This window comes from Rhizobacter sp. Root404, assembly GCF_001425865.1.
In the GTDB taxonomy this organism is placed as follows: Bacteria; Pseudomonadota; Gammaproteobacteria; order Burkholderiales; family Burkholderiaceae_C; genus LMDS01.
Map to the genome: position 1 here is coordinate 478,631 of NZ_LMDS01000004.1, position 23,599 is coordinate 502,229.

Here is a 23,599-nt window from a genome sequence, read left to right on the forward strand (position 1 = left end):
AGGCGCCGTCAGGCCGTGACCCGAAGGCCCGCGCCGGCTTCCATGCGACCGATGACGGCGGCCTGGTCGAAACCGCCTTGCGCGAACACGCGCAGCACGTCGTCGGCGACTTCCGGCGCGCAACTCACCAGCAGGCCGCCGGAGGTCTGCGGGTCGGAGAGCAGGTCGCGGGCTGTGGCCGGCAGCGCCGCGTCCAGCGTGACCTGCGTGCCGTAGCCTTCCCAATTGCGCCCCGACGCGCCGGTGACGAAACCGTCCGCGGCCATCGCGCCGACGCCCGGCAGCAGCGGCACGCGCGGCCACTCGATCACGGCGCGCAGCCCGGCGCCGCGTGCGAGCTCCAGCGTGTGGCCGGCCAGGCCGAAGCCGGTGATGTCGGTCAGGGCGTGCACGCCGTCCATCGCGGCGAAGGCGATGCCGGGCTTGTTCAGCATCGTGGTCGTACGCACGAGCTGCGCGTAGCCGTCCGCGTCGAGCTTGTTCTTCTTCAGCGCCGCCGAGAGCACGCCCACGCCCAGCGGCTTTCCCAGGATCAGCACGTCGCCGGCCTTCGCGTCGGCGTTGCGGCGCACCTTGTCCGGGTGCACCAGGCCCAGCACCACCAGGCCGTAGATCGGCTCGACCGAATCGATCGTGTGGCCGCCGGCGATCGGGATGCCGGCTTCGCGGCAGATCGCCTCGCCGCCCTTGATGATCTGGCCGATCGCTTCGAGCGGCAGCTGGTTCACCGGCATCGCGACCAGCGCCAGCGCCATGATCGGCTGCCCGCCCATCGCATAGACGTCGCTGATCGCGTTGGTGGCGGCGATGCGGCCGAAGTCGTACGGGTCGTCGACGATCGGCATGAAGAAGTCGGTCGTCGCGATCAGCGCCTGGGTGTCGTTAAGCCGGTAGACCGCCGCGTCGTCGGCGGTCTCGATGCCGACCATCAGCTCCTTCGGGATCAGCCCGCCGCCGCTGTTCTTCAGGATCTCCGACAGCACGCCGGGCGCGATCTTGCAGCCGCAGCCGCCGCCGTGGGAGAAGCTGGTCAGGCGCAGCGCGCCGGGCGGGGTGTCGAGTGGGTTCATGGTGCGAGTCTCCTGCGGATCTTCGGATGATCGATTGTGTCAGTGGCGCGAAGGTCGCGTGGACCGAGCATGTCGTCGAGCAGCGCGCGCACGCGGCCGGCCTCGACGGCGGGCGCGAAGTCGGCTTCGCGCGCCGCGCACTGGGCGGCCAGGCCGGCGGCGAACGCGGGTTCGGCGGCAAAGCGCTGCATCAGCGCGGCCAGCGCGGCCGCGTCGCCAACCGGGAAGTAGCCGCCATAGTCGGCGCCGAGCAACCCGACATTGCCGTCGATCCGGCTCGCCAGCACCGGCACGCCGGAGCGCACCGCCTCGATCACGACGTTCGCGCCGCCCTCCATGCGGCTCATGTGGACGAGCGCGCGCGAGCGGGCGATCCAGCGCCGCGCGGCCGGCGCCTCGAGACCGCCGAGCCAGCGGTAGTGCGGGCACGCCTGCATCGTGCGCGTGGCGGCCTCGCCCAGCGCCGGATCGAGCGGGCGGCCGATATGGACGACGCGGATCGGTGTCCGCGCCGGCAGGAGGCGGACGGCCGCCAGCAGCGTCAGCGGGTCCTTCTCGTCGCGCAGGTGGCCGACCGCGGTCATCGTCAGGTGGCCACGCGCCCCGTCGCTGCGGCGCAGCCGCGCTGCCGACTGGACGATGCAGCGGGCGCGGCCGCGCACGGCCGCGGGCAAAGCCTTCAGCGCCTCGGCCTGCAGCACGACGACGTGGCTGGCACACTCCAGGGCATGTCGAGCACGCGCGTCGGTCTGCAGATCCCGGTACAGGTCGGTGCCGGTCATCACCACGGCCAGCGGCCGCTGCGGATGCAGCGCGTGGAAGCGCTCGATCGAGTCGGCCGAGCGGCGCGCGTGCAGCGCGATCAGCGCGTCGGCCGGTTCGCCGTCCCACGCGAGTTGCAGACGGACCTCGGCGCGCGGCGCGAGGAAGCGCCCCCAGCGCGAAGCCGTGTGCCAATTGCCGTTGTTGGCCGCGGCGAGCGCCGGCGTCACGATGCAGACGCGAAGCGGATGGACCATGTGCCGATGTTGCCATGCCCCGGAGCGGCCGGTGCCTGACGCGCGGCGGCTGGCCGGCGCCGCCCTGGCGGACGCTTTGAGAGACAGCCGCGCGCGGACCTGGGCGCTCGTCGGCGACCTCGACGACGCGCAGTGGGCACCGGCGCGCCGCCCCGGCGTCAACCCGATCGCGTGGGAGCTGGCGCACCTGGCGTGGTTTGCCGAGTTCTGGATGCTGCGCGGCCCGCACGGGCGCGACGCGCAGGGCCACGCAACGGCGCGAGGTCCGGCGCGCTTCATTGCGCCCGATGCCCACTTCGATTCGGCGCGCCTGGCCCATGCCGAGCGCTGGACGACGCCGATGCCCGACCGCGCGACGCTGGCGACCTGGATGCAGCGCCAGCTCGACGCCTGCATCGACGCGCTGCCCGCAGGCGCCGACGATGAGGCGCTCTACTTCGCCCGCCTCGCGCTGTTCCACGAGGACATGCACGGCGAGGCCTTCTGCTGGCTGCGCGCCGCGCTCGGCTATCCGGCGCCGCCCGGCGTCGACGCGCCGCGCGTGTCGGCCGCGCGGCCGCGCGCGGTGCCCGCCGGCCGCGTCGAGCTCGGCGCGGGCGCCGGCTTCGCGTTCGACAACGAACAACCGCCGCAACACGTGGCGTTCGCCGCGCACGAGATCGACAGCGCCCCGCTGCGCGCTGGCGAATTCGCCCGCTTCGTCGAGTCTGGCGGCTACGAGCAGCCCGCGTTCTGGCCGGCCGAGGCCGGCGCCTGGCGCGCGCAGAGTGGCGTTCCCCATCCCCAGCGCTGGCGCCGCAGTGCCGACGGCGCGTGGCAGCAGCGCTGGTTCGACCGCTGGCTCCCGCTGGACCCGGCCGCGCCGGTGATTCACGTCAACGCCTTCGAGGCCGAGGCCTACTGCCGCTGGGCCGGGCGCCGTTTGCCGAGCGCGGCGGAATGGGAACATTCGGCCCGCGATGCGCCCGGTTTCGAATGGGGCCGCAGCGTCTGGGAGTGGACTGCCGATCCGTTCGCGCCCTGCCCCGGTTTCACGCCCGGGCCGTACCGCGAGTATTCCGAACCGTGGTTCGGCACCCACCGCGAACTGCGCGGCGGCGCGTTCGCGACCCACGCGCGGCTGCACGACGCGCGCTACCGCAATTTCTTCGAGCCGCAGCGCACCGATATATTCGCGGGCTTCCGCACCGCCGCGCGCTGACACGCCGGCACGCTCCACTTCCACGCCAACCAGGGCCGCTCCATGACCAAGACCTTCACCCGTGCCATCGCCGCTGCCGCGCTCGCCCTCGGCAGCCTCGCCGCCGTCGCGCAGACCACGGTGCTGCGCGTCTCCGCGATCCCCGACGAGGCGCCGACCGAACTGCAACGCAAGTTCAAGCCGCTCGGCGACTACCTGAAGCAGGAGACCGGGCTGGACGTGCAGTTCACGCCGGTGACCGACTACGCCGCCGTGGTCGAGGGCCTGGCGAGCAACAAGATCGACCTGGCCTGGCTCGGCGGCTTCACCTACGTGCAGGCGCGCATCCGCACCAACGGCGGGGTCGTGCCGATCGTGCAGCGCGCCGAGGACGAGAAGTTCACCAGCAAGTTCATCGTGCCGGTGGCGAGCCCGGCGAAGACGCTGGCCGATCTGAAGGGGGCCAACTTCGCGTTCGGCGCGCCGTCGTCGACCTCCGGCCACCTGATGCCGCGCTTCTTCCTGCAGCAGGCCGGCATCAAGCCGGACGCCGATTTCAAGACCGTCGCGTTCTCCGGCGCGCACGATGCGACCGTCGCGTTCGTGGCCTCGGGCCGCGCCGATGGCGGCGTGCTGAACGCGTCGGTGTGGGACAAGCTGGTCGAGGCCGGCAACCCGAACGCGGCGAAGGTCCGCGTGCTCGCGACCACGCCGCCCTACTTCGACTACAACTGGACCGTGCGCCCCGGCCTGGACGCCGCGCTGCGCAAGAAGCTGACCGACGCGTTCCTGAAGCTCGACCCGTCCAAGCCCGGCATGAAGGAGATCATGGACCTGCAGCGCGCCAGCAAGTTCGTGCCGACCACGTCCGCCAACTACGACGGCATCGAATCGGCGGCCAAGTCGGCCGGCCTGATCAAGTGATCCGACGATGAGCCTGGCGTTCGACCGCGTCGGCCTCGTTCACGCGAACGGCCACCGCGCGCTGCGCGACGTCAGCTTCACGATCGCGGCCGGCGAGCGCGTCGCGGTGATCGGCCCGTCCGGCGCCGGCAAGACCAGCCTGCTGCGGATCGCGGCGGCCGCGGTGCGGCCCGGCGAGGGGCGCGTCGAGTTGCTCGGCCAGCACCCGTGGCAACTGGGACCGGGCGAGCTGCGGCGGCTGCGCGCGCGCATCGGTGTGGTCCACCAGGCGCCGCCGATCCCGCCGCGGCTGCGGGTCGTGACCGCGGTGCTCGCGGGGCGGCTCGGCGCCTGGTCGACGCGGCGCGCGCTGCTGTCGCTGCTGTACCCGTCGGACATCGGCGGGGCGCGCGCCGCGCTGGCGCGGCTCGACCTCGCCGACCGGGTGTTCGACCGCTGCGACCGGCTCTCGGGCGGCGAACTGCAGCGCGTCGGCATCGCGCGGGTGCTGTACCAGGCGCCGCCGCTGCTGATCGCCGACGAGCCGGTGTCGGCGCTCGATCCGTCGCTGTCCGACCTGGCGATCGGCGAACTGGTCGCGCAATCGGAGCGCGACGGGGCCACGCTGCTCGCCTCGCTGCACGCGGTCGACCTGGCGCTGAAGTGGTTCCCGCGCATCGTCGGGCTGCGCAGCGGCGAGCTGGTGTTCGACCGACCGGCCGACCAGGTCAGCGCGGCCATGCTGCACGCGCTCTACGCCACCGAGGGCCGCACGCTGCCAACCCAGTCGAGCGACCTGCAGCTGCCGCCGCCGACCGGCGACAACGTGCTGCCGCTGGTGCGGCCGGGCTGTCGATGAGCGCGGTGCTCGACCCGCGCGCGGACATGCCGCGCGACCCGCTCGCGCTGCGCCGCGCCGGCCTGACGCTGCTGGCGATCGTGTTGCTGTGGCCGCTGCTGCAGCTGGCCGAGTTCCGCCCGGCCGCGCTGTTCGATGCCGGCAACCTGCGGGTGATGGGCAGCTTCCTCGCCGGCTTCCTGCCGCCGGCCACCTCGGGCGACTTCCTCGCGCTGCTGCTGCGCGCCACGCTCGAGACGCTGGCGATGGCGACCGCCGGGGTCACGCTGGCGGCGCTGATCGCGGTGCCGCTGGCGTTCGCGATGACGGGCGCGTTGTCGGTCTCGTCCATCGGTCCGGGGCGTGCGGTCTGGCGCGGCCGCACCGTTCGCGGCGCCGCGCGGCTGCTGCTGATGACGCTGCGCGCGGTGCCCGAGGTCGTGTGGGCGCTGTTGCTGGTGCACGCGCTCGGCCTCGGCCCGGCGGCCGGCGTGTTCGCGATTGCGATCACCTACGGCGGCATGCTCGGCAAGGTCTACGCCGAGATCCTCGAATCGAGCGATGGCCGCGCCGCACGCGCGCTGCTGGAAGCGGGCAGCGGGCGCGTCGCCGCGCTGTGCTACGGGCTGATCCCGCAGGCGGCGCAGGAACTGGCCTCGTACACCGTGTACCGCTGGGAGTGCGCGGTGCGCGCGTCGGTCGTGATGGGGTTCGTCGGCGCCGGCGGGCTCGGTCAGCTGATGGACCAGTCGATGAAGATGCTCAACGGCGGCGAGGCCAGCACCATCCTGCTGACCTTCCTGCTGCTGGTGCTGCTGGCCGACGCGCTCAGCGCCGGGTTGCGCAAGCTGCTGTCATGACGCCGACGACCGACCCCGAGACAGACGCAACCACGACGCGCGCCGATCGCGCGCAGGCCGCCGGCCCGTGCCTGACCTGCGTGCTGGCGCTGTCGGCGCTGCTGATCGCGATCGTCGCGAGCTTCGCCTACCTGAAGCTCGATGTCGCCGGCCTGTTCTCGGCCGAATCGGGCCGCGCGATGCGCAAGTTCGCGGCCGAGTTCATGAGCCCCGACCTGTCCGCGCCGTTCCTCGCGAAGACGGCGTGGGCCGCGCTGCAGACGGTCGCGGTCTCGGCGCTCGGCACCCTGCTGGCCGGCGTGGCCGGCGCGCTGCTTGCGCTGCCGGCCGCGGGCCGCTTCGGCAGCGCGCCGCGCGCGCTCGCGCGCCTGCTGCTGAACGTGCTGCGCAGCGTGCCGGAGCTGGTCTGGGCGACGCTGATGGTGCTCGCGGCCGGACTCGGCCCGTTCGCCGGCGCACTGGCGCTGGCGCTGCACACGACCGGCGTGTTCGGCCGGCTGTTCGGCGAGACGCTCGATAACGCGCCGTCCGCGCCCGAGCGCGCGCTGCGCGATGCCGGCGGCGGCGCGGTCGCGGCCTTCGTCTACGGCATGCTGCCGCTGGCGGCGCCGCAGTGGGTGGCGTATGGCCTCTACCGCTGGGAGATGAACATCCGCATGGCCGCGGTGCTCGGCTTCGTCGGCGCCGGCGGACTCGGTCAGATGCTGTACTTCCACCTCTCGCTGTTCCAGCAGGCGCAGGCGGCCACGGTGCTGCTGGCGATGTTCGTGCTGGTGATCGGGGTCGATGCGGCCAGCGCCTACGTGCGGCGCGGCCTGGCGCCGGCGCGCGGCTAGAACGTCAGGGCCAGCCGGCGCGGCGCAGCAGCTGCGCGGTCTCGAACAGCGGCAGCCCCATGATCCCCGAGTAGCTGCCTTCGATGCGCTCGATCCAGCCGGCGTACGCGCTCTGGATCGCGTACGCGCCGGCCTTGCCGAAGGGCTCGCCGCTGGCGACATAGGCGTCGATCGCCGCCGGCGGCATCGGCGCGACATGCACGCGCGAGGTGCTGACCGCCAGCCACGAACGCCGGCCGACGTGCAGCGCGACCGCGGTGATCACGCGGTGGGTGCGGCCCGCGAGCAGCGTCAGCGTCGCGCGCGCATCGTCCGCATCAGCCGGCTTGCCGAGGATGCGACGGCCGAGCGCGACGGTGGTGTCGGCGCACAGGATCGGCGCGTCGGGCAACCCGCGTTGCTGCAGCCGTTCGCGCGCCGCCTTCAGCTTGGCGCGGGTCACGCGCTCGACGTAGGCGGCCGGCAGTTCGCCGGCGCGCTCGGCCTCCAGCGCCTCGGCGTCTTCGTCCGCACCGGGCAGCAGCAGCTCGTGGCGCACGCCGATCTGGTCGAGCAGCTGGCGGCGGCGCGGGCTCTGCGAGGCGAGGTAGATGAACAGTCCGCCGCCGGGCCGCCCGAAGGCGGACACTCCCCCTCGGGGGGGCGACGACGAAGTCGTCTTGGGGGTCACATTACTCACGGTGATAGGGGTGGTTCACCATCACCGTCCACGCGCGGTACAGCGCCTCGGCGAGCAGCACGCGCACGAACGCGTGCGGCAGCGTCAGTTCGGACAGGCGCAAGGTCTCGTCGGCGCTCGCCTTGAGGACAGGATCGAGGCCGTCCGGCCCGCCGATCACGAACGCGACGTCACGCCCGTCATGCAGCCAGGCCTTCATCCGCTCGGCCAGCTGCACCGTCGTGACCCGCGTGCCGCGCTCGTCGAGCACGATGCGCCGCACGCCGCGCGGCAGCGCCGCCTGCAGCCGCACTGCCTCGGCGGCCATCAGTTGCGCGGCGGTCTTCTGGCCGCGCGTCTCGGCTTTCACGGCGTGCAGTTCCAGCCGCATCTCGGGCGGGAAGCGCTTCTCGAACTCGGCATAGGCCGTCTGCGCCCAGGCCGGCTGGCGCTGGCCGACCGCGACGACCAGCAACTTCATGCGCGGCGCGCGGGCGCCTTCTTCGCGACGGCCTTCTTCGCGGGCGCCGACTTGGCCGACGCCGACTTGACGCCGACGGTGCGCGTCACGCCCCGACCGACCGGAGCGGCCGGCTTCTTCTTCGTCGGGGTCTTGCCGACGACCATCAGCTTCTTCACGACCGGGATGCTCTTGGCCGGGGCTTTCTTCGCCGGCGCCTTCGCGGCGGCCTTCTTCGCCACGGTCTTGGCGGGCGCGCGGGCCGGCGTCTTCGCCGCGGGCGCCTTCCTGGCTGCGACCTTCTTGGCAGCAGACTTCTTCGCCGGCGCTTCCGGTTCGGCGGCCTTCACGAGGCGGGTGGCGCCGGTCGCCAGCTTCATGTTGACCGGCTTGTCACCCCAGATTTCCTCGAGGTGGTAGTAATCGCGGATCGTCGGCTGCATCACGTGGACCACGGCCGCGCCGCAGTCGATGATGATCCACTCGCCGTTGCCCTCGCCCTCGGTGCGGGGCACCGGGTAGCCCGCCTGCTTGACCGCGTCGCGCACGCTGGAGGCCAGCGATTTGGTCTGCCGGTTGCTCGTGCCCGAGGCGATGATCACGCGCTCGAACAGGGCCGACAGGTGTTCGGTGTTGAACACGACGATGTTCTGGGCCTTGACGTCTTCCAGTCCATCGACGATGACGCGTTGCAGTTTACGAATGTCCATTCAGCTCCTGAGCGAGGGCGGATCCGGGCGGATCCTGGTAAAGGTGGTGGCGGGCAATATAGCCTGCCACGGAGGCGGGCACCAGATCGGCGATGCCCAGGCCGCGGGCGAGGCGGGCGCGGATGTCGGTCGACGAGATGTCCATCATCGGCAGTGCGATCGCCTCGTGCGGCACGCGCAGCACCTGCGGATCGGCGTTCAGCGGGGCGTCGGCCCGGTTGGCCACCGCCAGCGTCACCAGGCCGAGCAGCTCCTGCCAGCCATGCCAGGTGTGGAAGCCGGCGTACTGGTCCTGCCCGATCACGAGGTGCCAGTCGACGCCGGGGCGCTGCGCGGTCAGCGTGCGCACGGTGTCGACGGTGTAGCTGGGGCCCTCGCGCTCGATCTCGATGCGCGACAGCGTGTAGCGCGGCTCGCCGTCGATCGCCAGCCGAACCATCGCCTCGCGGTGCTCGACCGGCGCCAGCACGCGCTGCTTCTGCCACGGCTGGCCGGCGGGCAGCCAGACCAGTTCGTCGAGCGCGAGCTCGGCGAGCGCCTGCCGGGCCAGCGCGACGTGCGCGTTGTGCACCGGGTCGAAGCTGCCGCCGAAGATGCCGACCCGGCTCGTCGTGTCGCTCAAGCCGCGGTCCAGTCGGCCCAGTCACGCGGCCGCAGGAAGTCGCTGTACAACCGCGCCTCCGGCGTGCCTGGCGCGGGCTTCCAGTCGTAGCGCCAGGTCACGACCGGCGGCATCGACATCAGGATGCTCTCGGTGCGACCTCCGGATTGCAGCCCGAACAGCGTCCCGCGGTCGAACACCAGGTTGAACTCGACATAGCGACCGCGCCGATAGGTCTGGAATTCCCGCTCGCGCTCGCCGTACGGATCGTTCTTGTGCGCCTGCAGGATCGGCAGGTACGCCGGCACGAACGCATCGCCGACCGCGCGCAGCATCGCGAAGCTGCGCTCGAAGCCGAGCTCGGCGAAGTCGTCGAAGAACACGCCGCCGATGCCGCGCGGCTCGTCGCGGTGCTTCAGGAAGAAGTAGTCGTCGCACCAGGTCTTGAAGCGCGGGTACAGGTCGGCGCCGAACGGCGCGAGCGCATCGCGATTGGTGCGATGGAAGTGCGCGGCGTCGGCCTCGACGCCGTAGTACGGCGTCAGGTCCATGCCGCCACCGAACCAGGTCACGGGCGGCTTGCCTTCCGGCAGCGCGGCGAGCATGCGCACGTTCATGTGCACGGTCGGCGCATGCGGGTTGCGCGGGTGGAATACCAGCGACACGCCCATCGCCTCGAACGGCGCCCCCGCCAATTCGGGCCGGTGCTGGGTCGCCGACGGCGGCAGCGTCTTGCCGCGGACGTGCGAGAAGCTGCAACCGCCGCGCTCGATCACCGCGCCGCCCTCCAGCAGGCGCGAGCGGCCTTCGCCTTCGAGCGGGCCGCCGGGCTCGCGCTGCCAGGCGTCGGTGATGAACGACTGGCCGTCCTCGGCCTCCACCGCCGCGACGATGCGGTCTTGCAGGCCCAGCAGGTAATCGCGAACGGCTTGGGTCGTGCTCATGGGGATGTCCTGAAGCGGATCGGTGCCGCGAGCGCCGGGCGCTTGCCGACGGGCTGGTTGAACTGGCGCGCGATCTCGGCGAGATCGGCCCGCGGATCGCCGCTGAGCCGGACGAAGCGCTGCACGCCGACCTCACGCCGCGCATAGTCGAAGCACACCAGCCCGACCGGCACCTGCGCCTGAAGCGCCACGTGATAGAAGCCCGAGCGCCACGCGTCCGTGTAGCGCCGCGTGCCCTCGGGCGACAGCGCGAGCCAGAGGAAACGGTCGTCCCGGCGTGCGGCTTCGAGCTCGCGCGCCATTTGGCCGACGATGCCGTTGGCCGATTGCCGATCCACCGGCACGCCGCCGAGCCAGCGCAGCCAGCGGCCGAACAGCGGGATGCGGAACAGCGCGTCCTTGCCCCAGAAGGTCACGTCGATGCCGACCGTCCACTTGGCCAGCAGGCCGAGCGGGAAGTCCCAGTTCGACGTGTGCGGGTAGACGATCAGCACGCCCTGCCGCGCCGGCAGGCCGTCGAAGCGCACCCGCCAACCGAGCGCGCGCAGCACGGCCTGCGCCATGCCGCTGCCATGGAGCTGGACCGGTTGGGCCGGCGCGGTCACGACGTTCAGCGCTTGATCGCGCGGTATCCGATGTCGCGACGGTATTGCGCGCCATCGAAGTGGATGCCGCGCAGCACGTCGTAGGCGCGCTGCTGCGCCAGCTTGACCGAGTCCCCCAGCGCGGTGACGCACAGCACACGGCCGCCGGCGGTCACGGGGCCGGTGCTGCCGGGCGCGGTGCCGGCATGGAACACCATCGCATCGGGCGCGTCGGCCGGCAGGTGGGTGATCGGATCGCCCTTGCGCGGCGCGAGCGGGTAGCCGGCGGCCGCCATCACGACGCCGAGCGCGACGCGGCGGTCCCATTCGAGCTCGACCTTGTCGAGCGTCCCGTCGGTCGCGTGCATCAGCACGTCGAACAGGTCGCTCTTGAGCCGCATCATGATCGGCTGGGTCTCGGGGTCGCCCATCCGGCAGTTGAACTCGACGGTGCGCGGCTGGCCGCTCGAATCGATCATCAGCCCGGCGTACAGGAAGCCGGTGAAGACGATGCCGTCCTTCGCCATGCCGGCGATGGTCGGGTGGATGATCTCGTGCATCACCTTGGCGTGGACGTTCGGCGTGACCACCGGCGCCGGCGAGTACGCGCCCATGCCGCCGGTGTTCGGGCCCTGGTCGTCGTCGAGCAGGCGCTTGTGGTCCTGGCTGGTCGCGAGCGAGACGACGTTCTTGCCGTCGCACATCACAATGAAGCTGGCCTCCTCGCCCTCGAGGAACTGCTCGATCACGACCCGCGCCTGGCCGGCGTTGTGCTGCACGCCGAGCTTGTTGTCGCTGTCGCTGAGCATCCAGTCGATCGCCTCGTGGGCCTGCGGCAGGCTCATCGCGACGACCACGCCCTTGCCGGCCGCCAGGCCGTCGGCCTTGATGACGATCGGCGCACCCTGCGCGTCGACGTACGCATGCGCCGCCTTCGCGTCGGTGAAGGTCTCGAACGCGGCGGTCGGGATGTGGTGGCGCTGCATGAACGCCTTCGCGAAGGCCTTCGAGCTCTCCAGCTGCGCCGCCGCCTGCGTCGGCCCGAACACGCGCAGCCCGCGGGCGCGGAACAGGTCGACGATGCCGCCGGCCAGCGGCCCCTCCGGCCCGACGACGGTGACCGCGACCTTCTCGGCCTGCGCGAAGTCGGCAATGGCCGCGTAGTCGGTCAGCCCGACGTTGGTGAGCTTGGGGTCGGCGGCCGTGCCGCCATTGCCCGGCGCGACGAACACCGTCTGCACCTTGGGCGATTGCGCGAGCTTCCAGGCGAGCGCGTGCTCGCGGCCGCCGTTGCCGATGACGAGAACCTTCATGCGGCGGCCTTCATTCGGAGATCTCGGCGTTGTGGTACAGCTCCTGCACGTCGTCCAGGTCCTCGATCATGTCGAGCAGTTTCTGCATGCGCTGGCCGTCCCCGCCCGACAACGCGATCGTGTTCTCGGCGCGCATCGTGACCTCGGCGACGTCGGGCTTCAGGCCCGCGGCCTCGAGCGCCGCCTTCACGGCCTCGAACCCGGGCGGCGCGCACAGCACCTCGATCGCACCGTCGTCGTCGGTGACCACATCGTCGGCGCCCGCTTCGAGCGCGACTTCCATCACCTTGTCCTCGCTGGTGCCGGGCGCGAACACGAACTGGCCGACATGCTTGAACTGGAACGCGACCGAGCCTTCGGTGCCCATGTTGCCGCCGTACTTGCTGAACGCGTGGCGCACCTCGGCCACCGTGCGGACGCGGTTGTCCGTCATGCAGTCGACGATGATCGCGGCGCCGCCGATGCCGTAGCCCTCGTAGCGGATCTCCTCGTAGTTCACGCCTTCGAGGTTGCCGGTGGCCTTGTCGATGTTCTTCTTGACCGTGTCGGCCGGCATGTTGGCCGCCTTGGCCTTCTCGACCGCCAGCCGCAGCCGCGGGTTCATCGCCAGGTCGCCGCCGCCCTGGCGGGCCGCGACGGTGATTTCACGGATCACGCGGGTCCAGATCTTGCCGCGCTTCTCGTCCTGGCGGCCCTTGCGGTGCTGGATATTGGCCCATTTGGAATGACCGGCCATGAGGCTCCCTTTGTGCAGCAGCGCCGACGCGCCGACCGCGATGTTTGTTCGATAGACTCGAATTTTACTTGGGGCCGCGGCCCCCACCGGAGCACCGACGATGGCCGAGCCGATCCTGATTGCCAAACACGACAAGACCGAGTGTTTCCTGCTGCCGGCGCTGGCCAACCGCCACGGCCTGATCACCGGCGCCACCGGCACCGGCAAGACGATCACGCTGCAGACCCTGGCCGAGAACTTCAGCCGCCTGGGCGTGCCCGTCTTCATGGCCGACGTGAAGGGCGACCTGACCGGCATCACCCAGAGCGGCACGGTCGGCGCCAAGCTCGCGGCGGTGCTGAAGGAGCGCGGGATCGAGCCGTCGCCCGCGGTCGCCTGCCCCGCCACACTGTGGGACGTGTTCGCGACCGACAAGGCGGCCCAGGGCCATCCGGTGCGCGCGACCGTCAGCGACATGGGGCCGCTGCTGCTGTCGCGCATGCTCGCGCTCAATGAGATCCAGCAGGGCGTGCTGCAGCTCGTCTTCAAGATCGCCGACGACAACGGCCTGCTGCTGCTCGACCTGAAAGACCTGCGCGCGATGCTGCAGTACGTCGGCGACAACAGCGCCCAGTTCACGACCGAGTACGGCAACGTCAGCGCCGCCAGCATCGGTGCGATCCAGCGCGGCATCCTGCAGATCGACCAGCAGGGCGGCGACCGCTTCTTCGGCGAGCCGATGCTGAACATCGCCGACTTCATGCAGACGGTCGATGGCAAGGGCGTCGTCAACATCCTCGCCGCCGACCAGCTGATGAACGCGCCGCGGCTGTACGCGACCTTCCTGCTGTGGATGCTCAGCGAGCTGTTCGAGCAGCTGCCCGAGGTCGGCGACCTCGACCAGCCGAAGCTGGTGTTCTTCTTCGACGAGGCCCACCTGCTGTTCAACGAGGCGCCGAAGGCGCTGGTCGAGCGCATCGAGCTGGTCGTGCGGCTGGTGCGCAGCAAGGGCGTCGGCGTCTACTTCGTGACGCAGAACCCGCTCGACATCCCCGACACCGTGCTCGCGCAGCTCGGCAACCGCGTGCAGCACGCACTGCGCGCGTTCACGCCGCGCGACCAGAAGGCCGTGAAGGCGGCGGCGAGCACGATGCGCGCGAACCCGGGGCTGGACATCGAGACCGCGATCACCGAGCTCGCGGTCGGCGAGGCGCTGGTCAGCCTGCTCGACGAGAAGGGCCGGCCGAGCGTGACGCAGCGCGTGTTCGTGATCCCGCCCGGCAGCCAGATCGGGCCGATCACGCCGGCGCAACGCCAGGCGCTGATCGCCGGCTCGCTGGTCGCGGGCGTCTACGAGAAGGCGGTCGACCGCGACTCGGCTTACGAGAAGCTGAAGGGCCGCGCGGTCGCCAGCGCCGACGCGGCGCCGTCGTCGGAGGTCCCGTCGACCCGGCTGCCGCCGACCGGCACCGCCAGCGTGCCCGGCGGCCCGTCGGCCACGTCGAACGGCGACGGCGGCCTGCTCGGCGGGCTGAAGGACGTGCTGTTCGGCAGCACCGGCCCGCGCGGCGGCAAGCACGAGGGGCTGGCCGAGGCGGCGGCACGTTCGGCGGTGCGCACGATCGGCTCGAGCGTCGGCCGCGAGATCATCCGCGGCGTGCTGGGCAGCCTGCTGGGCGGCAGGAAGCGCTGAGGCGGCGCGTCAGAACCGCGTCGTCAGTTCGGTGAGCCAGTCGGGCGAATGCTCGACGGCCCAGGTCTCGATGCGCTTGTCGGCGCCGCCGAGGATCGCGACGCCGACCACCACCAGCGCGATGCCGAGCACCATCCTGCCGCGCTCGCCGAGCTTCAGCAGCCCCCCGCGCGCACGCGCCAGCGCCTCGCGCGACAGCGTGCCGATCAGCAGCAGCGGCGTCGCGGCGCCCAGGCCGAACAGCAGCATCAGCAGCGCGATCGAGCCCAGGTCGCGGCCTTGCGAGGCGAGCGTCGAGGCGGCGCCCAGCGTCGGCCCGACGCACGGGCTCCACACCAGGCCGAGCACCAAGCCGACCGCGAACTGCCCGCCCCAGCCGCGCCCCGACACGCGCGCCATCAGTCCGTCGCCCGACGCGGCCAGGCCCGCGCTCGCGGCCGCGAAGCGCATTTGCAGCGCCGGCACCAGCAGCACGAGCCCGAACGCGACGAGCAGCCCGGCCGCGATCCGCCGCAACACCGCCGGATCGAGCCCGACCGACGCGCCGAACGCCGCGATCACCGTGCCGACCAGCATGAACGACACCGTCAGCCCCGCCGCGAGTGCCAGCGGCCCGAAGCGGTGCTGGCCGAGCGCCGTCGCGATCAGGATCGGCAGCAGCGGCAGCACGCACGGCGACAGCGTGGACAGCAGCCCGGCCAGGTAGCCGAGCGCGAAGGTGCCCGGGCCGAAGTCCATCGCTGCCTCAGCGCGCGCGGGCGCCGCGGCTCAGAGGCTCTTCTCGAACAGTTCGGCCAGCGCCTGCTTCTGCGTCTGGCCGGTCGAGCGCGCGACTTCCTTGCCGCCCTTGAACACGACGAAGGTGCTCTGCATCGTCACGCCGAGCTGCTTCTTCAGCGCCTCTTCGCGGTCGAAGTCGGCGACGAACAGCGTCACCGGCTGCAGCTTCTTCTCCTTCAGCAGCGCCGCGACGATCGGCTTCTGCTGCTTGCAGGTCGGACACCAGCTGGCGCTGAAGTCGACGATCACCGGCTGGCCTTTCGCGAGCGCGGCGTCGAACTTCGCCTGGTTGAACGGCAACTCGGCGGCCAGGGCGGCCAGCGCGACGACGCCCAGGCCGATGGCAACGACGAACGAGCGAAGCAGTTTGTGCATGATGGGTTCCAGGTTCGTGAGTGCGTCAGATGCCCGCGTACCACTCGTAGCCGTTGTCTTCCCAGTAGCCGCCCTGCCCGCCGCGGATCTGGTCGAAGCGCTCGACCAGTTCGATCCGCATCAGGTACTTGGCGTGCTTGTAGCCCAGCTGGCGCTCGATCCGCACCCGCAGCGGCGCGCCGTTGGCGACCGGCAGCGGCTGGCCGTTGAGCTCGTAGGCCAGCACGGTCTGCGCGTGATAGGCGTCGTCCATGTCGACGCTCTCGTAATAGCGCGAGTCGGCGGCGGCGGCCGGGTCGTCCATCGAGTCGGCGCAGCGGAACACCACGTACTTCGCGTTCGGCAGCGGCTTCACCTGCGCGAGCACATGGGCGAGCGGCACGCCCTTCCACTTGCCGATCGCGCTCCAGCCCTCGACGCAGTCGTGCCGGGTGATCTGGGTGCGCGACGGCATCGTGCGCAACTCGGCCAGCGTGAACGCAGCGGGTTGCTCGACCAGGCCCTCGACCCGCAGCGCCCAGTCCTTGAAACCGCCCTGCATCAACGCGCGGTAGTCGGCATCGCGCGGCGCGAGCGTGCCGTTGGCCTTGAAGGTCTTCGCGATGTCGGCTTCGCTGAACTCCTGCGCCATCGCCTTGCGGCCGGCCACGAGGCGCTGCGCGCCATGGCTCAGGTGTTGCGCGCTCTTCAGCGCGTCGACGACCGCCGGGTTGTTCGACAGCCGGTCGCAACCGGCCAGCGTCGCGGCGCCGATGCCGGCGAGTGCGGCGCGCAGCGCGCTGCGGCGATTGGGCGGCGGCACGGGCCAGCCGCTCGAGATGGTGCGGCGGCTCATGACCGGGCCTCCTTCTTGGCGTCCGCAGGCAAGACGTACCAGCCGGTCACCATCGAGCGAATCTGGTTCCACGCGCCGTTGATCAGCACCTCGAACACGTGGATCAGCACGAACAGCAGCAAGCCGGCGGCGGCGAGGAAATGCAGCGTGCGCGCGGACTGGCGGCCGCCCAGCAGATCGACCCAGCCGGGAAACACCGCATCGATCCGTGGCGACATCGCCAGCCCGGCGAGGATCACCAGCGGCAGCAGCCCGAAGATCACCGTCAGGTAGGCCAGGTTCTGCAGCACGTTGTAGCGCTTGGCGGCCTCGCCGGTCTCGTGCCGGAACAGCAGATGGTCCCTGATCGAGTGGCCGATGCGGCGCAGCTCGGCGCGCGTGGGCAGCAGGTCGCGGCTCAGGTGGCCGCTCGCGATCGCATAGGCCACGTAGGCGACGCCGTTGATCACGAACAGCCAGGCGAAGAAGAAGTGCCAGTGCCGGCCCATCGACAGCCACTGCGGGCCCGGGATCGTGGCCCACGACGGGAACGCGCGCACGCTCTTGGCCTCGTCGGCGCCGGAGGTCGACGCACCGAGCACGCCGTCGGTCGAGAAACGGTGGCCGGCGATCGTCGTGATGCCGGTGACGCCGCCGTCGGCGGTGCGCAGCGCACCGATCGACACCCACGGGTCGGCGAAGGTCGAGTCCCGGCCCCAGTAGAGCGCCGGGTGCGCATTGAAGATCTGCAAGCCGCTGCCGAGCAGGATCGTCAGGCAGATCACGTTGATCCAGTGCATCACGCGCACCGGCAGACGATGGCGATAGAGGCGTCGGGACGGGTCGGTCGGGTTCATGGCGATCGGTCGGTGACGGGCGTCGGTTCTTACAGCGTCGCCGCGCCTACTGCATCGGCGTCATCTTCGTCTCGGGCGGCGCCTGCACCCGCGCGAGCGACTTGAGTTCGGTGACGATGCGGTTCGCGACGAAGCCGCTTTGCGTGTCCGGCTCGAGCGCGGCGATCACCAGGTTGGCGAGCGGCTGGTCCAGGCCGACGTAGTAGCTGCCGGCGCGCACGTCGACCAGCGCCGGCACCAGTTCGACCTTCAGCTTCAGGATGCCACCGGCGTCCGCGATGCTGCCGCGCACGTCGCTACGCGTGGCCAGTTCGCGCGCGGTCTCGGTGTAGACCGCACCGCGCAGCGCACCGGGCTCGTCGAGCCGCTGCACCTGCACGCCCAGCGCGCGCAGCCGCAGCACCGCATCGGTCTGGTCGGCGCCGAGCCAGTAGCCGCAGGGCCGCGGCCGGCGCTTGACGACGTTGAGTTCGAGCGCCGAATCCCAGGTGACGTTGACGGTCTTGTCGGCGCCGGTCTGCGGATCGAGCATGCGCAGGTTGTATTCGCTCGGCGTCGCGACGGCCTCGACGATCGCCTCGCCCTGGCAGGCCTTGGCCGCGACATCGGCATCGACGAAGCGGCGCAGCTTCTGCAGGTCCTCGGCACGCGCCGCGGCGCTCTGCAGCACGCTGGTGATCGCGACCACATGCGTGTGGACCCGCCGCAGCAGGTGCGCGCGCCCGAGGCCCACGCCCCGCGTCTCGATCAGGAAGCTGACCGCATTGCGCAGGCCGTTGACGTTGCGCCCGGTGTCCGGCAGCACGCCGCCCATCGACACCTTCTTGTCGCTCACGTCGGTCGACGTCGTGTAGTACCACTCGTGGCTCAGCCCCTGCGCGCTGAGCGCCTGCAGCATCGGCTTGCGGAACCACTCCTCCGAGGCCTTGGTGACGAACTCGGGCAGGTTCGCGGTCATCGCGTACTGCACCAGCGCGTCGAAGCGCTGCACCGCGCCGAACTTCTCGATGTAGCGGCCGAGCACCGAGAACTCGTGCGCGTCCACGACGACCACCGGGTTGAACTCGCGCACCAGTTGCGCCACCGCCTGCGCCTCGGGCGTGCGCAGCAGCAGGTGATCGCGGTTCACGTCGATGCCGCCGGCGCTGGTACGGCGCTCAACCGCGGCACCGTCCGGGTTGGCGCGCGGCAGGATCACCACATCGATGCGGTCCAGCACGGCCGCGAGCGGGCCGCCGGCCAGCGATTGCGCGATCACCAGCAAGGCCTCGGCCCCGGCCGGCTCGTCGCCATGCTGCTGGCCGACCAGCAGCACGACCGGTCGCGGCGCGCGGGCCGTGGCGCCGCTGGCGGCCAGCGGCACCGCGCCGCGGCTGAAGTGCAGCGCCTCCAGCGGCACGCCGGTCTGCGAGCTGCCGGCCTGCACGAGCCGGATGCTGGTCGCGCCGCCCTCGCGGACCAGGCCGTTGAGGACATTGCGCAGCTCGGCATTGGTCGTGAAGCCGGTGCGACCGGGCTCGAACGCCGGCGTGCGGTAGCTGACCGGCGGATCCGGAAAGCGCGCGGCGACGCCGGCGCTCTCGGCGGCGCCTGCCGCACTCGCGGCCGTCGCCGGCTCGATCGGCCGCATCGTGGGAAGCGCCGGCGCCGGAGTCGGCGTCGGGGTCGCGACCGGTGCGACCGGCGCCGCCGGGACCGGCGCGACCGCCGGCGGCACCGGGCGCACCGCGACCCGCGGCGGGGCCGCGCACGCCGTCGCCAGCAACGCCGCGGCGAGGGCCGAGCCCAGGGTCTTGCGCATGCCTTGTTCCTTCACTGCCTTCATCGACGGCTCCACCTGCTCAAGACCAGCCCGCATCGACGACGAACTCCTGCGCCGTGATCATCCGCGCGGTGTCGGCGGCGAGGAACAGCACCATGTTCGCGATGTCCGCGCCGACGATGCGGCCCGGCAGGCACTGGTTGCGGTCCATCGCGGCCTCGCCGTCGGCGTTGACCCAGCGTTCGAGCTGGCGCGCCGTCATCACCCACCCGGGCACCACGCAGTTGACGCGGATGCCGTCGGCCCCGAGCTCGCGCGCCAGGCTGCGCGTGAAGCCGGTCATCGCCGACTTGCAGGTGGCGTAGACCGACAGCCCGGGCGTTTTGTTCTTCCAGCTCGCCGAGCCGAGGTTGATCACGGCGCCGCCGCCGCGCTCGCGCATCGGGCCGATCACCGCCTGGGTCGCGAAGAAGTGCGGGCGCAGGTTGACGGCCACGCGGTCGTCGAAGGATTCGGGCGTGACCGTCTCGATCGCGTGGCGCTCGTCGTCCGCGACGTTGTTGACCAGCACGTCGACATGGCCGAGTCGCGCCGTCAGCGTCGCCATCGCGGCTTGCAGCGCTGGCACGTCGGTCACGTCGCAGGCCTGGAAGTGAGCCTCGGGGAGCGCAGCCGCCAGCGCCTGGCCCGCGGCTTCGTCGCGGTCCAGGAAGCCGACCGCGCAGCCCTGTGCGACGAACGCGCGCACGATGTCCGCGCCGATCCCGCTGGCCCCGCCGGTGACGATCACGCCGCGGCCGCGCAGGCTGCCATAGCGGGCACCGGCGAACTCGACCTGCGGCACCAGCGTCTCCCGCGCTTCGACGGCGCTCCGGGGCGCCGCGGTGGGGGTCTCGATCATCTCGTCGCCTCCGATGCGCCCGCAAAGGGGGCGATCGGGCCATTTTGCAGCAGACCGCTGGCGCCGGCAGGACGGCGTTTCGCGCCCTCGCCCGGCATTTCGTCGCAGGGTGGTCGCGGCGGCGCGCCCGGCTCGGCACAGTGCGACCCATCGGCACCGAACGCCGGCTTCCCGTCCCTCTCACACCAGGAGTTGCACCATGCTGATCCAGATCGTTCTTCACACCCCCGGCTGGGTCTGGGGCCTGTTCGCCGCGCTGATCGCCGTCGGCCTGTCGCAGGTGCGAGACCGCGCGCTGAGCCCGCTGCGCATCGCGATCCTGCCGCTCGCGATGGTCGCGCTGTCGCTGAGCGGGGTGCTGACCGCCTTCGGCCACTTCCCGCTCGCGCTGGGCGGTTGGGCGGCCGGCCTCGGCATCGCCCTGACCTTCGCGCGCAGCCTGGTCGCCGTGCGCGGGGCGCGCTGGCTGGCCGACTCGCAGACCGTGCACGTGCCGGGCAGCTGGCTGCCGCTGGCGCTGATCGTCGCGCTGTTCATGATCAAGTACGCCGCCGGCGTCAACCTCGCGATGCACCCGGCGCTGGCCACCGACGCGACCTTCGCCGCCACCTGCAGCCTCGCCTACGGGCTGTTCAGCGGCCTGTTCCTGGCGCGCGGCCTGGGTTTGCGTGCGGTGGCCAGCCAGCGCCAGGGCGTCGCGGCCGCCTGAGCCAGAATCCGCCACCATGACCTCCGCCCTGCACTCCGCAACCGCACCGGGACCGCGCAACGGTGGCTTCCTGCGGCGCGGTTTGCGCACGCTCGGGATCTGCGTCCTGATCGCCGCGGTGCTGTCGGGCTGGATGGACTACTCGTTCCTGGCGAGCCTGGTGCATTCGGTCGCGATCGGCATGCTCTGCTGGATCACGATCGATCTGGGTCGCCAGCCGCTCGCGCGCTGGAAGCATCGCCACGCGCTGCCGGGCACGCCGGAGGCACTGAGCGACTGGCCGGGCTGGCCGCTGATGCTGCCGCTGATCGTCGTCGGCACGGTGTTCGGCTTCAGCGTCGGCAACACGGTGGCCGGCTGGCTCACCGGGCACCACAGCGGCGGGTTCTTCCGCGGCAGCCTGGCCCAATCGTTCTGGCTGCTGATGGGCGCGCTGGTGCCCGGCCTGCTGATCACCTACTACTTCTATTCCCGCGAGACCATCGCCGCCAAGGAAGCGGCCATCCAGACCGCGCAGCGCCAGGCGGCCGAGCACCAGCTCAAGCTGCTCGAGTCGCAACTCGAGCCGCACATGCTGTTCAACACGCTGGCCAACCTGCGCGTGCTGATCGGGATGGACCCGCCGCGCGCACAGGCGATGCTCGACCAGCTGATCGCCTTCCTGCGCGCCACGCTGTCCGGCTCGCGCCTCGCCAAGCACCCGCTGCAGGCCGAGTTCGCGCGCCTGGCCGACTACCTCGCGCTGATGGAGCTGCGCATGGGCCCGCGCCTGCGCACGCACTTCGAGCTGCCCGCGGAGCTGGCGGACCTGCCGGTGCCGCCGCTGCTGCTGCAGCCGCTGGTCGAGAACTGCATCAAGCACGGTCTGGAGCCCGCGGTCGATGGCGGCCGCATCGATGTGAGCGCGGCGCGCGATGGCGGCGTGCTGGTGCTGCGCGTGCGCGACACCGGCGTCGGCTTGCGCGAGGCGTCGACCGACGGCACGCGCTTCGGCCTGGTTCAGGTGCGCGAGCGCCTCGCCGCGCTCTACGGCGCGCGCGCCACGTTGACGCTGGCCGCCGCCGACGATGCCGAAGGCGGCGCGCTCGCGACCCTGCGACTGCCGATCGACGGGGCAGCGGCGTGAGCACGACCCTCACCGCGCTGATCGCCGAAGACGAGCCACTGCTCGCCGCGAACCTGCAGGCCGAACTGGCGCGGGCGTGGCCGGAGCTCGCGGTCGTCGCCAACGTCGGCCACGGCGCGGCGGCAGTCGAGCAGGCGCTCGCGCTGCGGCCCGCGATCGTGTTCCTGGATATCCGCATGCCCGGCATGACCGGCCTGGAGGCCGCGCAGGCCCTCGCCGAGGACTGGCCGACCGGTGACGCGCCCTTGCCACTGGTGGTGTTCGTCACCGCCTACGACCAATACGCGCTGCAGGCCTTCGAGCACGCCGCGGTCGACTACGTGCTGAAGCCGGTGCAGCCGGACCGCCTGGCGCAGACCTGCACGCGCCTGCGCGCGGCGTTGCAGGCGCGCACGACGCCAGCGGCGGGGGAACTCGACGCAACGCTGGCGCAACTGCGCAGCCTGCTGGCTGCGCCGGGCGTCGGCGCACAGGCCGTCACGCCCGGGGCGGCACCGTGGCTGACCGTGATCCAGGCCAGCGTCGGCAACGCCGTGCACCTGGTGCCGATCGGCGAGGTGCTGTACTTCGAAGCGGCGGACAAATACATCCGCGTGATCACCGCGGCGCGCGAGTACCTGATCCGCACCTCGCTGCGCGACCTGCTGCCGCAACTCGACGGGCAGCGCTTCTGGCAGATCCACCGCGGCACCGTGGTGCGCGCCGAGGCGATCGCCACCGCCACGCGCGACGAGTCCGGCAAGGTCCACCTGACCTTGCGCGGACACGCCGACAAGCTCGTCGCGAGCCGCCTCTACGCCCACCTGTTCAAGGCGATGTAGCGGCGGCGTGCCGACCTCACATGCGGTGGAGCTGGCCGTCCTCGAACTTGACGCGATCGCCGCGACGCAGGTCGTCGACGCGCTGGAAGTCGAAGTCGCGCACGCTGCCGTCGTCGAAGCGCACGGTGACGCGGTAGACCTCGTCGTCGCGGCGCGTGCGCCCTTCGATCGCGTTGCCGGCCACCGCACCGCCGACCGCGCCTGCGCCGGTCGCGAGCGCCTTGCCGGTGCCGCTGCCGAACTGGTTGCCGATCACGCCGCCGATCACCGCGCCGAGCACGGCACCCGCGCCGCTCGGGCGCTGCGACACCTGGACGTAGCCAATGTTTTCCACCCGGCCGTATTCCGCATAGCGCGGCACCTGCCGGTTGACCGGCTGGGATTCGTAGACGCGTTGGTCGCCGCGGTAGGACGGCGGCGCCGCGCAGGCGGTCAGCAGCGCCAGTGCGCCGAGGGAAGTGGCCAGGGAAAGTTGGCGGATACGCATCGCGGTCTCCTGAAGTTCTGGGATGGCGCCATCGTGTCGCCGCACCCCGGGCCGCCCGCTAGGCCGACCCGCGGTCGCGCTGTGGGGCCGGGCCGGCGCGCGGCGTAGTCGTTCGCCCACAGCGGAGCGACTCAGCGGTGGCCGTGGCCGTCCCGGTCGCCGCGGCGGCCGTCGTGGTCGCGGCCGCCGCGATCCCCGCGGTGGTCCCAGCGACCCCGGTCATGGCCCCATGCCGGGTAGTAGCGCGGGTACACGATCGGCTGCGGCCGGTAGTAGATCGGGCGCGGTTCGTAGATCACGCGCGGCGCGGCCCGGTAGACCGGCACGGGTGCATAGACCGGCGCCGGTACGTACACCGGCTCGTCGTAGTAGTAGCCCGGCGCGTTGGACACGACCGCGCCGAGAACAGGGGCGTTGATGCCGATCGACCAGGACACGCCGGCGTGGGCGCTGGGGGAGACGAGCGCGGCGCCGGCGGTGGCGAGCGCGCAGAGTGCGGACTTGATCATCTGGGACTCCTTCAGCGGGGCCGGAATGCGGCCCGTGCGAATCTCCAACGCGAACCCCGGGGCGACGTTGACCG

The 23,599-nt window shown here is 71.7% G+C and carries 27 protein-coding genes; 9 read left to right on the forward strand and 18 right to left on the reverse strand.

Annotated features, from left to right (window positions below; all coding sequences use genetic code 11):
- Positions 1-8: 8 nt before the first annotated feature.
- Positions 9-1,070, reverse strand: a complete 1,062-nt coding sequence (selD, locus tag ASC76_RS06770; protein ID WP_056464215.1) for a selenide, water dikinase SelD — start codon at positions 1,068-1,070, stop codon at positions 9-11.
- Positions 1,067-2,089 (reverse strand): selenoneine biosynthesis selenosugar synthase SenB, encoded by a 1,023-nt coding sequence (senB, locus tag ASC76_RS06775; protein ID WP_056464217.1) that lies wholly within the window; start codon positions 2,087-2,089, stop codon positions 1,067-1,069. The genes selD and senB overlap by 4 nt, the downstream gene beginning before the upstream one ends.
- Before the next feature lie 31 nt (positions 2,090-2,120).
- On the opposite strand from senB, the gene senA reads away from it, so the two are divergent.
- Genes senA through phnE form a run of 5 tightly spaced genes read left to right on the forward strand, consistent with a single transcriptional unit; the run spans position 2,121 to position 6,706 of the window.
- A complete protein-coding gene (gene senA / locus ASC76_RS06780; RefSeq protein WP_056464219.1) occupies positions 2,121-3,290 on the forward strand; it encodes a selenoneine synthase SenA in 1,170 nt (389 codons plus the stop codon).
- 42 nt (positions 3,291-3,332) lie between these two features.
- On the forward strand, positions 3,333-4,193 hold the full coding sequence (locus ASC76_RS06785) for a putative selenate ABC transporter substrate-binding protein (protein ID WP_082548861.1): 861 nt from the start codon (positions 3,333-3,335) through the stop codon (positions 4,191-4,193).
- A gap of 7 nt (positions 4,194-4,200) precedes the next feature.
- Positions 4,201-5,031 carry a phosphonate ABC transporter ATP-binding protein gene (locus tag ASC76_RS06790; protein ID WP_056464221.1) on the forward strand — a complete coding sequence of 277 codons (831 nt, stop codon included), beginning with the start codon at positions 4,201-4,203 and terminating at the stop codon, positions 5,029-5,031.
- Entirely contained in the window at positions 5,028-5,870 is an 843-nt protein-coding gene (locus tag ASC76_RS06795; protein WP_157615384.1) for an ABC transporter permease, read from the forward strand. The genes ASC76_RS06790 and ASC76_RS06795 overlap by 4 nt, the downstream gene beginning before the upstream one ends.
- Positions 5,867-6,706: a phosphonate ABC transporter, permease protein PhnE gene (phnE, locus tag ASC76_RS06800; RefSeq protein ID WP_082548862.1), complete on the forward strand. Its 840-nt coding sequence runs from the start codon at positions 5,867-5,869 to the stop codon at positions 6,704-6,706. The genes ASC76_RS06795 and phnE overlap by 4 nt, the downstream gene beginning before the upstream one ends.
- Positions 6,707-6,710: 4 nt before the next feature.
- Here the strand turns inward: phnE and ASC76_RS06805 are convergent, their stop codons facing one another.
- The 8 genes from ASC76_RS06805 to ASC76_RS06840 are packed head-to-tail and all read right to left on the reverse strand — an operon-like array spanning position 6,711 to position 12,712.
- Positions 6,711-7,334, reverse strand: coding sequence for a nucleoside triphosphate pyrophosphatase (locus ASC76_RS06805; RefSeq protein ID WP_082548864.1), 624 nt, complete (start codon positions 7,332-7,334; stop codon positions 6,711-6,713).
- Between the two features lie 43 nt (positions 7,335-7,377).
- The gene (rlmH, locus tag ASC76_RS06810) at positions 7,378-7,845 is read right to left on the reverse strand and encodes a 23S rRNA (pseudouridine(1915)-N(3))-methyltransferase RlmH (RefSeq protein ID WP_056464223.1); all 468 of its coding nucleotides are present in this window, start codon (positions 7,843-7,845) and stop codon (positions 7,378-7,380) included.
- Entirely contained in the window at positions 7,842-8,534 is a 693-nt protein-coding gene (gene rsfS / locus ASC76_RS06815) for a ribosome silencing factor (protein ID WP_056464225.1), read from the reverse strand. Before rsfS ends, rlmH begins: the two co-directional genes overlap by 4 nt.
- Positions 8,521-9,156 (reverse strand): nicotinate-nucleotide adenylyltransferase, encoded by a 636-nt coding sequence (gene nadD / locus ASC76_RS06820; RefSeq protein ID WP_082548865.1) that lies wholly within the window; start codon positions 9,154-9,156, stop codon positions 8,521-8,523. The genes rsfS and nadD overlap by 14 nt, the downstream gene beginning before the upstream one ends.
- On the reverse strand, positions 9,153-10,079 hold the full coding sequence (gene hemF, locus ASC76_RS06825; RefSeq protein ID WP_056464229.1) for an oxygen-dependent coproporphyrinogen oxidase: 927 nt from the start codon (positions 10,077-10,079) through the stop codon (positions 9,153-9,155). The genes nadD and hemF overlap by 4 nt, the downstream gene beginning before the upstream one ends.
- A complete protein-coding gene (locus tag ASC76_RS06830) occupies positions 10,076-10,684 on the reverse strand; it encodes a 1-acyl-sn-glycerol-3-phosphate acyltransferase (RefSeq protein WP_235580376.1) in 609 nt (202 codons plus the stop codon). The genes hemF and ASC76_RS06830 overlap by 4 nt, the downstream gene beginning before the upstream one ends.
- Positions 10,685-10,689: 5 nt before the next feature.
- On the reverse strand, positions 10,690-11,976 hold the full coding sequence (gene purD / locus ASC76_RS06835; protein WP_056464231.1) for a phosphoribosylamine--glycine ligase: 1,287 nt from the start codon (positions 11,974-11,976) through the stop codon (positions 10,690-10,692).
- Between the two features lie 10 nt (positions 11,977-11,986).
- Positions 11,987-12,712 (reverse strand): YebC/PmpR family DNA-binding transcriptional regulator, encoded by a 726-nt coding sequence (locus ASC76_RS06840; RefSeq protein WP_056464233.1) that lies wholly within the window; start codon positions 12,710-12,712, stop codon positions 11,987-11,989.
- A 100-nt stretch (positions 12,713-12,812) separates the two neighbouring features.
- Between ASC76_RS06840 and ASC76_RS06845 the strand changes: the two genes are divergently transcribed.
- Complete coding sequence (locus tag ASC76_RS06845) at positions 12,813-14,384, forward strand: helicase HerA-like domain-containing protein (RefSeq protein WP_056464235.1); 1,572 nt, start codon at positions 12,813-12,815, stop codon at positions 14,382-14,384.
- A gap of 9 nt (positions 14,385-14,393) precedes the next feature.
- On the opposite strand, the gene ASC76_RS06850 is transcribed toward ASC76_RS06845, so the two are convergent.
- Genes ASC76_RS06850 through ASC76_RS06875 form a run of 6 tightly spaced genes read right to left on the reverse strand, consistent with a single transcriptional unit; the run spans position 14,394 to position 19,873 of the window.
- Positions 14,394-15,122: a cytochrome c biogenesis CcdA family protein gene (locus ASC76_RS06850; RefSeq protein ID WP_056464237.1), complete on the reverse strand. Its 729-nt coding sequence runs from the start codon at positions 15,120-15,122 to the stop codon at positions 14,394-14,396.
- Positions 15,123-15,152: 30 nt separating this feature from the next.
- A complete protein-coding gene (locus ASC76_RS06855) occupies positions 15,153-15,539 on the reverse strand; it encodes a thioredoxin family protein (protein ID WP_056464239.1) in 387 nt (128 codons plus the stop codon).
- A 25-nt stretch (positions 15,540-15,564) separates the two neighbouring features.
- Complete coding sequence (locus ASC76_RS06860; protein ID WP_056464240.1) at positions 15,565-16,374, reverse strand: molybdopterin-binding protein; 810 nt, start codon at positions 16,372-16,374, stop codon at positions 15,565-15,567.
- Positions 16,371-17,210, reverse strand: coding sequence for a cytochrome b/b6 domain-containing protein (locus tag ASC76_RS06865; protein ID WP_056464242.1), 840 nt, complete (start codon positions 17,208-17,210; stop codon positions 16,371-16,373). Before ASC76_RS06865 ends, ASC76_RS06860 begins: the two co-directional genes overlap by 4 nt.
- A 46-nt stretch (positions 17,211-17,256) precedes the next feature.
- On the reverse strand, positions 17,257-19,011 hold the full coding sequence (locus tag ASC76_RS06870; RefSeq protein ID WP_235580377.1) for a M14 family metallocarboxypeptidase: 1,755 nt from the start codon (positions 19,009-19,011) through the stop codon (positions 17,257-17,259).
- Between the two features lie 40 nt (positions 19,012-19,051).
- Complete coding sequence (locus tag ASC76_RS06875; protein ID WP_082548867.1) at positions 19,052-19,873, reverse strand: SDR family NAD(P)-dependent oxidoreductase; 822 nt, start codon at positions 19,871-19,873, stop codon at positions 19,052-19,054.
- A gap of 13 nt (positions 19,874-19,886) precedes the next feature.
- On the opposite strand from ASC76_RS06875, the gene ASC76_RS06880 reads away from it, so the two are divergent.
- The 3 genes from ASC76_RS06880 to ASC76_RS06890 are packed head-to-tail and all read left to right on the forward strand — an operon-like array spanning position 19,887 to position 22,529.
- Positions 19,887-20,582, forward strand: a complete 696-nt coding sequence (locus ASC76_RS06880; RefSeq protein ID WP_371262091.1) for a DUF6622 family protein — start codon at positions 19,887-19,889, stop codon at positions 20,580-20,582.
- Between the two features lie 16 nt (positions 20,583-20,598).
- Positions 20,599-21,708 carry a sensor histidine kinase gene (locus ASC76_RS06885; RefSeq protein WP_056464249.1) on the forward strand — a complete coding sequence of 370 codons (1,110 nt, stop codon included), beginning with the start codon at positions 20,599-20,601 and terminating at the stop codon, positions 21,706-21,708.
- Positions 21,705-22,529, forward strand: a complete 825-nt coding sequence (locus ASC76_RS06890; RefSeq protein WP_056464251.1) for a LytTR family DNA-binding domain-containing protein — start codon at positions 21,705-21,707, stop codon at positions 22,527-22,529. The genes ASC76_RS06885 and ASC76_RS06890 overlap by 4 nt, the downstream gene beginning before the upstream one ends.
- A gap of 16 nt (positions 22,530-22,545) precedes the next feature.
- Here ASC76_RS06890 and ASC76_RS06895 read toward each other — a convergent pair whose 3' ends face one another.
- On the reverse strand, positions 22,546-23,016 hold the full coding sequence (locus tag ASC76_RS06895) for a glycine zipper 2TM domain-containing protein (RefSeq protein WP_056464253.1): 471 nt from the start codon (positions 23,014-23,016) through the stop codon (positions 22,546-22,548).
- A gap of 131 nt (positions 23,017-23,147) precedes the next feature.
- Positions 23,148-23,525, reverse strand: coding sequence for a hypothetical protein (locus ASC76_RS06900; RefSeq protein WP_056467031.1), 378 nt, complete (start codon positions 23,523-23,525; stop codon positions 23,148-23,150).
- Between the last annotated feature and the right edge of the window lie 74 nt (positions 23,526-23,599).